Consider the following 6,175-nt stretch of genomic DNA (forward strand, 5'->3'; position numbering starts at 1 on the left):
GCGGTCGTGGCGCCGGCTTAACCGGCGCCGCCGGAACCGGTGCGCTCGATGCGTGCATGCCCGTTACGGGGTGACCGCCGGGCGTGCGATCGCGGTGACCGGTGAGCTGATCCCGGCCCGCCCGGGCGCTACCGGGCACGCTCGCGGCCCCCGGCGGAGAAACCGGTGACGGCCGGCACCCCGGCAAGTTCACCCGGCGGCACGGCGGCACCGAACGGGGCTCCGGAACCCATCCCCCGCAGCCGCAGGGGACACCCCCGCGTACGCGTACGGCTCTTCGGTGAAACCCTCTCCCGGCGAGACCCCGGAGTTCACCCCGTGCAGGCGGATCGCCGCGTCGAAGTGCCCGGGCCACAGCACCGGCGACCCGCCCGGGGCAAACGCCGCCAGCGCGCCGCGGCCGGGCGCCAGCGCTGCCATGATCACGCCGGCCTGGCCAGGGTCCACGGCTGGCAGCTCACCGGGATCCACCCCCGATCCCCCGCCGCAGGCACCCTCGGGCCTGCCCGCTGCCACCCCCGGTTCCGCGCCCAGGGCGCGCGGGGCACGGCCGCTGACCGCGGCCGTGCCCCCGCCCCGCCCGCGGCCCGTGAACCGTCCGCCCGCAGCCTTGGCGTCAGCACAGCCGCGAAGCCGCCCGGGACGACGCGCAGCCGCAGTTTCCCGGCGGCCCGGTACCGGGGGCCGGCCAGGACCAGCCCGGCCACCCCGTGCACGCTCCGCCGGGTCACCGCAAGCTCCCCATGCCCCATGAGGCCATTGTCCGTGACCACTGCCATTCCTCCCCGCCCCCCGATCACCGCGCGGCAGCGTGCCGCCAGGAACGGACGGTACAAAGCCCCGCAGCCCGGACCGGACACGCGCCGGCCACAGCGCCCGTCCAGGCGACACCCGGAAACCAGCGGCCGAAGCGCGTTGCACCGCCGATGTGGCGCCAGGCCCCAGCCGGGCCGGCATCTTGTTCGAGGTGCACCCGAACGGCCGTTCCTGTTTCCGGTTCCTGACCGCACTATGATCATTTACTGTGCAGGATGCCCTTTTCGCGGAGCCGCGGCTGGCCAGGATCTATGACGTGTGGGAGGGGGAGCGCGTTGACCTGCCCAGTTACCTGGCGATCGCGGCTGAACTCGGCGCGCGGAGCGTGCTTGATGTCGGCTGCGGGACGGGTAACTGGGCGTGCATGCTCGCCGAGCGCGGCTTTGAGGTCGTCGGGCTGGACCCGGCCGCGGCGTCGCTGGACGTCGCCAGGGCCAAGCCAGGCGCGCAGCGGGTGCGGTGGATCCACGGGGACGTGAGGAGCCTGCCGGACCTCGCGGTCGACCTGGCGACAATGACCGGCAACGTCAGCAACGTGTTCCTGTCCCAGCAGGAGTGGCTGGCGACGCTGGGCGGTGTCCATGCGGCGCTGCGCCCCGGCGGCCACCTGGTGTTCGAGTCCGTGGACCCGGCCGGCCAGCCGTGGCGGAGCTGGAACCGCGACACTACCTACGTCCGGCGTGAATCCGCCGACGCGGGTGCATTCGAGAGCTGGCTCGAGGTGACCGGGGTAGACGGCGATCTGGTGAGCACTCGGCGGACTTACGTATTCGCCGCTGACGGGGCAACGCTGATCTCGCAGGGTACCCGGCGTTACCCGCCGCGCCCGGTGATCGAGGACTCGCTCGTCTCAGCAGGCTACGAGCTGACGGATGTCCGCGGCGCGCCGGACCGTCCCGGCCTGGAATTGGTCTTCATCGCCCGCAAGCCCGCCACCACCTCGTAGCGCCCCTTTCCGGGGCGGCAGCGGGAAACGTGCCCATCAAGCCGACCCGGCAGCGCCGACTCCGACCTCGCGGGCAGACACTCCGATTCGGCCGGGCGATAAAAAACCCGGCGGGCCAGCATTCCGATCACGCTCAGCAACGACGGCTGGTCCGCGGCCGTCACGCGAGATCCGTCCGCTCGTCAGGTGCGGTAGTGCAGCTATGGACGATCACCCCCGTAAGCGTGCCGATCTGGCTGTTCAGCACCCGCTGCCGTGAGGGAGCCGCCCACATCAGCCGCACGCCGAGTCGGGTATGAAGCAGGGCTTGATCGGCGTCGGGGTGGCCCATCAACTACAGACCGTGGCATAGCCGGCCGGGCGGCGCGCCGGACACGTTGCAGCATCGCTCATCACCAGGACCTGCGCCGGCCCGGCCGTCAGGTTCCGGCTATCCCCGCAGGAGGGCGCGGCGGCCGTGCGGCCTGCCGACCGGTGTCAGTACGCGGCCAGCCGTGCCCGCTCCTGCGCCGCGAACGCCGCCGGCTTGCGGGCACCGGCGTCCCGCAGCACGGTGACAACCCGCGCCCGCGCCGCGGTCACGCCCGCCGGGGTGAGGATCGTCTCCCGCGCCGTCAGGCTGGCGGTGCCCACCCGCTCCACCTCGATCCGCACCCTCAGCTGCCGGCCGCAGTAGCGCACCCCGGCGCGCATGCCGATCTCCACCCGGGCCACCACATAGCGCGGATCGCGCCCCAGCGCCTGCACGCAGAAGGCGTCCCGGCCCTCCTCCAGGCAGGTCAAGAACACCGCGTGGTTGACATGCCCCAGTCCGTCAACGTCCCGCCACCGCACACCCACCTGGTGCTCAAAAACCGTGCTCACAAGCACACTGTCTCATCCCCGGCACCGTCGGCACGGTCGCAGTGGCCCGCCGATATGCGTGGCTTCGGGCGCTCCGCCGGCACCTCGCAGGGGTGCAGCGGGTGGACTGGACCGTCAGTCGCTGACTGGGCGGGTCTGGCGCGTGGTCAATAGCGGGTCCAGATCAGCAGGATCGTGGATGCGGCCAGCAGGGCCGCTATGGCACCGTGGAGGATGCGCCGGGCGCGGGGTGCCCGGAGGAAGCGCTGGAGGGCGGCGCCGAACGCCAGCCAGGGCAAGCAGCTGGGGAGGGCGACCAGCGTAAACAGGATCGCGAAGATGGCTGCCTGGGCCAGGGCACCGCCGGCGCGCCGGTCAAGGAAGGCGGCGATGGCAGCGACGCCGATCAGCCACCCCTTGGGATTGATCCACTGGAAGGCGGCCATCCTGAGGAATCCCGCGGGTGCGTTCGAGGACCCTTCGGCATGTCCCGCGGTCGCGATCCGCCAGGCCATCCAGCAGAGCATCGCTGCCCCGCCCCATTTCAGGACCTGCAGCGCCAGAGGATGAGCAAGGAGCACGTTGCCCAGTCCCAAAGTGATGGCAAACAGCATCGTGCCCGTCCCGATCACCTGCCCAAGCAGGCTCGCGAGCCCTCGCCGGACACCGGCCCTGGCCCCGACAGCGGTCAGCAGCGTATTGCTGGGGCCTGGGGTGCCGGCGACGACCGCCGAGAACGTCACAAACGCGATCACCCGGGTGGGATCATGGATGACTTCCACGCGTCGCTCCCTGGGTTTGATCTATGGGCTCTAGCCTGCGTGATGGCCCCGGCGCCGGTCTTGAACGTTCGTGCCACCCAGAAAGGGGCCGGGTTTGTTCGGCTACCGCCAGATCTACGCCAACCCGGACCGGATCGCCTCCACCCGGCCGGCCCTCAGCGCACGGTATTCGGCCAGCAGCCGAACCGTCCGCAGAGGAAACCCGACCACCTCGGCGTCCGCGGCGCGTACCAGCACCGCAGCGCCGTCACTGGAATCGATGTGAGTCATGGAACCGCTACCTCCGTGCTGCCGGCAGATGGAAGGCGAGCTCATCGGGCTGGCCCTGATCGCCGTCAGCGGAACGGCCGGACCTGCGGGCGGCAGGCAGGGCAGCGACCGCCGTGTTTGGTGAGGCTGGCTGGAGTTCGGCGTGCGTGGGCGGCAGGTCTGGGCGCGTCATGTGCGCCGGTGTTCGTGACCGCCGGCCGCGGCGAGCCTGACGGGCCCGCCGCGCGTCGTCCGCGTCAGCGATCATCTCGCGGACGCGCTCGGCAGCGAGCTGCTGCAGCATCACTGGATGCATGGTGTGCTCCTTGGCCTGTTAGCGGCCGACCGCGCGGCCTCTTACGTGCGGTGATCGCGCCTTGCCCGAAGATCTCGGCGCCCCAGTTCTACGAGGCGGGTGATTCTGATGGGCGTGAACGACATCGGGGTCGCGCGCGTCGAGCGGCAGTGGCGTTTGCTGCCGGCTGGCCGGCACCGCGATCACCAGGCCGAGCCCGCCGTGCCTCGAGGAGCAGCCGGTCTCGTTCGCCGGCCCGCCGGGCGTCATCCTGGATGGCTTTCATGAGGTATTCGTGGATGGTCATGGTCTGCTCCTCCTTCAGATTGGTGTTGTCAGCCATCGCCGCCGCAGGGGGCGTGGGCGGTAAGAATCGGTGCGCTGTTCGCTCATTTCGTTCCTGACCTGATCACCGCGTCTCCTGCGGCAGCGACATCGGCCGCCGGGTCCGGCTCTGGCAGCTCGTGCGCTGGCTTCCGGGGTAGGCCGGGAAGCAGGAACGCCAGCGCCAGGCCGATCCCGGCCAGCACGGCCCAGGCCGGGAAGGCGGGCTGGTAGCTGCCGAACTTGAGGGCCGGGTAGCCGACCACCTGCTGGGCGCAGAGCGTCAGGACGAACGGCATGCCGACCGCGACGGTGCCGATCAGGATCGTCAGGGCGTCCGCGCCGGCCAGGGTCCGGGAGCGCCCCGGCGACCGTGTAGACGAGCAGGACCAGCGCGCTGGTGATGGTGAGCGCGCCGGCCCTCCGAGTAGCAGCAGGCTGCCGAAGGTGAGCGCGTCGGCGCTAAGCACCCACTGCAAACCCTGCGCGGAAAAGCGCGGCCCGGCCCGATCGAGGGCGGCGCCACGATCGTGATCGTGCCGTCCAGGAGCACCATGAAAAACGCGCCGCATAGCACCGCGAGCGCCCATCAGCGGCGCAGATCCGGAACGGCCGACGCCACGCACAGGGCCGATGCGGACGATTCCATCGTCAACCTCCAGGGTCGTTCCCAGCTGCCGCGGCACGATCCGGCGCTCGGATCGTGCCGGCGGTCGGTGATGCATACACCGCGGCGCCGGGAAACTGGGCGCCCGCGAGCTGCCCAGTTCGCCCCGCGGGCGGTGTATATACCGCGTGGAAGCGCCACGCGATGTGGAAGGAAGGCGCGCAGGATGGTGACAGCCGATCTGCTCTCACGGGCACGGGCCGGAGATGGCGAGGCGTTCCGGGAGCTGACCGGGCCGCACCGGCGGGAGCTGCAGGTGCACTGCTACCGGATGCTCGGATCCTTCGCCGACGCCGAGGACGCCGTCCAGGAGACGATGCTGGCCGCCTGGCAAGGCATCGGCGGGTTCACTGAGGAACGCGCCTCGCTGCGCACCTGGCTGTACAAGATCGCCACCAACCGGTGCCTCAACGCGCGCCGCGCGGCGAGCCGGCGCCCGGCCAGGCAGTGGGACGTGTCTCAGTTCGAGCCGCTCGCGGCGACCCCGCGCGACGAGGCCGTCTGGCTGCAGCCGTTTCCTGACGCCCTCCTCGAGGGTGCCGTCGACGTGCCGCCCGGGCCGGAGGCCCGCTACGAGCGGACCGAAGCCATCTCGCTGGCCTTCGTGACCGCCCTGCAGCTGCTGCCGCCACGCCAGGTCGCCGTCCTCATCTTGCGCGACGTTCTCGGATTCCGCGCCAGCGAGGTGGCCGGCATGCTGGAGGTGACCCTCGAATCGGCCAACAGTACCCTCAAACGAGCCCGCGCCAGCCTCCAGCGCCGACAGCAGCCGGCCATCGGCCGCCAACCGCCGCCGGCCGCTGGCTCACCCGCCGAGGACGCGATCGTGGCCAAGTTCGCCCGCGCGTGGGAGTCGGCCGACCTCGACGCGCTGGTGGCCCTGCTGACCGACGACGTCTTCATCGCGATGCCGCCGGTACCGTTCGGATACGAGGGCCGAGACGCCGTGACCCGCTACTGCGCCAGCCTGTTCGCCGCGGGCCGCAAGTTCGACCTCGTCCCGGTGCGAGCCAACGGCCAGCCGGCGTTCGGAGCCTACCTGCGCGGCCCGGCCGGCATCCGCCATGCGACCGCCTTCTACGTGCTCACCCTGGCCGGCGGCCAGATCCGCGCCATCACCCGCTTCGAGGCCAGCGTGCTGCCGTGGTTCGGGCTGCCGCGCTCACTCCCGGGCCGGCAGCTATCGTGATTCGGCTATCTCTGGCGAGAGGTTGGCGGACGGGCCTGCCCCGACTGGTCCTGCTCTTGCAGGC

Annotated in this window: 9 protein-coding genes; 2 read left to right on the top strand and 7 right to left on the bottom strand. The window is 71.3% G+C overall.

Annotation, left to right across the window (positions count from 1 at the left end):
• Positions 1-189 precede the first annotated feature (189 nt).
• Both Q1N79_RS16645 and Q1N79_RS16650 read right to left on the bottom strand, forming a co-directional pair.
• Positions 190-447, bottom strand: a complete 258-nt coding sequence (locus tag Q1N79_RS16645; RefSeq protein ID WP_300609988.1) for a hypothetical protein — start codon at positions 445-447, stop codon at positions 190-192.
• Positions 423-731 carry a hypothetical protein gene (locus Q1N79_RS16650; RefSeq protein WP_300609989.1) on the bottom strand — a complete coding sequence of 103 codons (309 nt, stop codon included), beginning with the start codon at positions 729-731 and terminating at the stop codon, positions 423-425. Before Q1N79_RS16650 ends, Q1N79_RS16645 begins: the two co-directional genes overlap by 25 nt.
• Positions 732-1,024: 293 nt before the next feature.
• On the opposite strand from Q1N79_RS16650, the gene Q1N79_RS16655 reads away from it, so the two are divergent.
• Positions 1,025-1,762 (top strand): bifunctional 2-polyprenyl-6-hydroxyphenol methylase/3-demethylubiquinol 3-O-methyltransferase UbiG, encoded by a 738-nt coding sequence (locus Q1N79_RS16655; protein ID WP_300609990.1) that lies wholly within the window; start codon positions 1,025-1,027, stop codon positions 1,760-1,762.
• A gap of 477 nt (positions 1,763-2,239) precedes the next feature.
• On the opposite strand, the gene Q1N79_RS16660 is transcribed toward Q1N79_RS16655, so the two are convergent.
• From Q1N79_RS16660 to Q1N79_RS16680, 5 genes are all read right to left on the bottom strand, one after another.
• The gene (locus Q1N79_RS16660; protein ID WP_300609991.1) at positions 2,240-2,626 is read right to left on the bottom strand and encodes a thioesterase family protein; all 387 of its coding nucleotides are present in this window, start codon (positions 2,624-2,626) and stop codon (positions 2,240-2,242) included.
• Positions 2,627-2,772: 146 nt separating this feature from the next.
• A complete protein-coding gene (locus Q1N79_RS16665) occupies positions 2,773-3,387 on the bottom strand; it encodes a LysE family translocator (protein ID WP_300609992.1) in 615 nt (204 codons plus the stop codon).
• 114 nt (positions 3,388-3,501) lie between these two features.
• Complete coding sequence (locus Q1N79_RS16670) at positions 3,502-3,657, bottom strand: hypothetical protein (protein ID WP_300609993.1); 156 nt, start codon at positions 3,655-3,657, stop codon at positions 3,502-3,504.
• Positions 3,658-3,664: 7 nt separating this feature from the next.
• The gene (locus tag Q1N79_RS16675; protein ID WP_300609994.1) at positions 3,665-3,952 is read right to left on the bottom strand and encodes a hypothetical protein; all 288 of its coding nucleotides are present in this window, start codon (positions 3,950-3,952) and stop codon (positions 3,665-3,667) included.
• 368 nt (positions 3,953-4,320) lie between these two features.
• Positions 4,321-4,725: a hypothetical protein gene (locus Q1N79_RS16680; RefSeq protein ID WP_300609995.1), complete on the bottom strand. Its 405-nt coding sequence runs from the start codon at positions 4,723-4,725 to the stop codon at positions 4,321-4,323.
• Between the two features lie 363 nt (positions 4,726-5,088).
• Here Q1N79_RS16680 and Q1N79_RS16685 point away from each other — a divergent pair, with 363 nt between their 5' ends.
• Positions 5,089-6,111, top strand: coding sequence for an RNA polymerase subunit sigma-70 (locus tag Q1N79_RS16685; RefSeq protein WP_300609996.1), 1,023 nt, complete (start codon positions 5,089-5,091; stop codon positions 6,109-6,111).
• Positions 6,112-6,175 lie beyond the last annotated feature (64 nt).

Origin of the sequence: Trebonia sp., from assembly GCF_030042015.1 — a bacterium.
Taxonomy (GTDB): domain Bacteria; phylum Actinomycetota; class Actinomycetes; order Streptosporangiales; family Streptosporangiaceae; genus Trebonia.

Excerpts from the sequence above, each read along its gene's own strand:
- Q1N79_RS16685 (WP_300609996.1), top strand. The coding sequence starts at position 5,089 with ATGGTGACAGCCGATCTGCTCTCACGGGCACGGGCCGGAGATGGCGAG.
- Q1N79_RS16675 (WP_300609994.1), bottom strand. The coding sequence starts at position 3,952 with ATGCATCCAGTGATGCTGCAGCAGCTCGCTGCCGAGCGCGTCCGCGAG.
- Q1N79_RS16670 (WP_300609993.1), bottom strand. The coding sequence starts at position 3,657 with ATGACTCACATCGATTCCAGTGACGGCGCTGCGGTGCTGGTACGCGCC.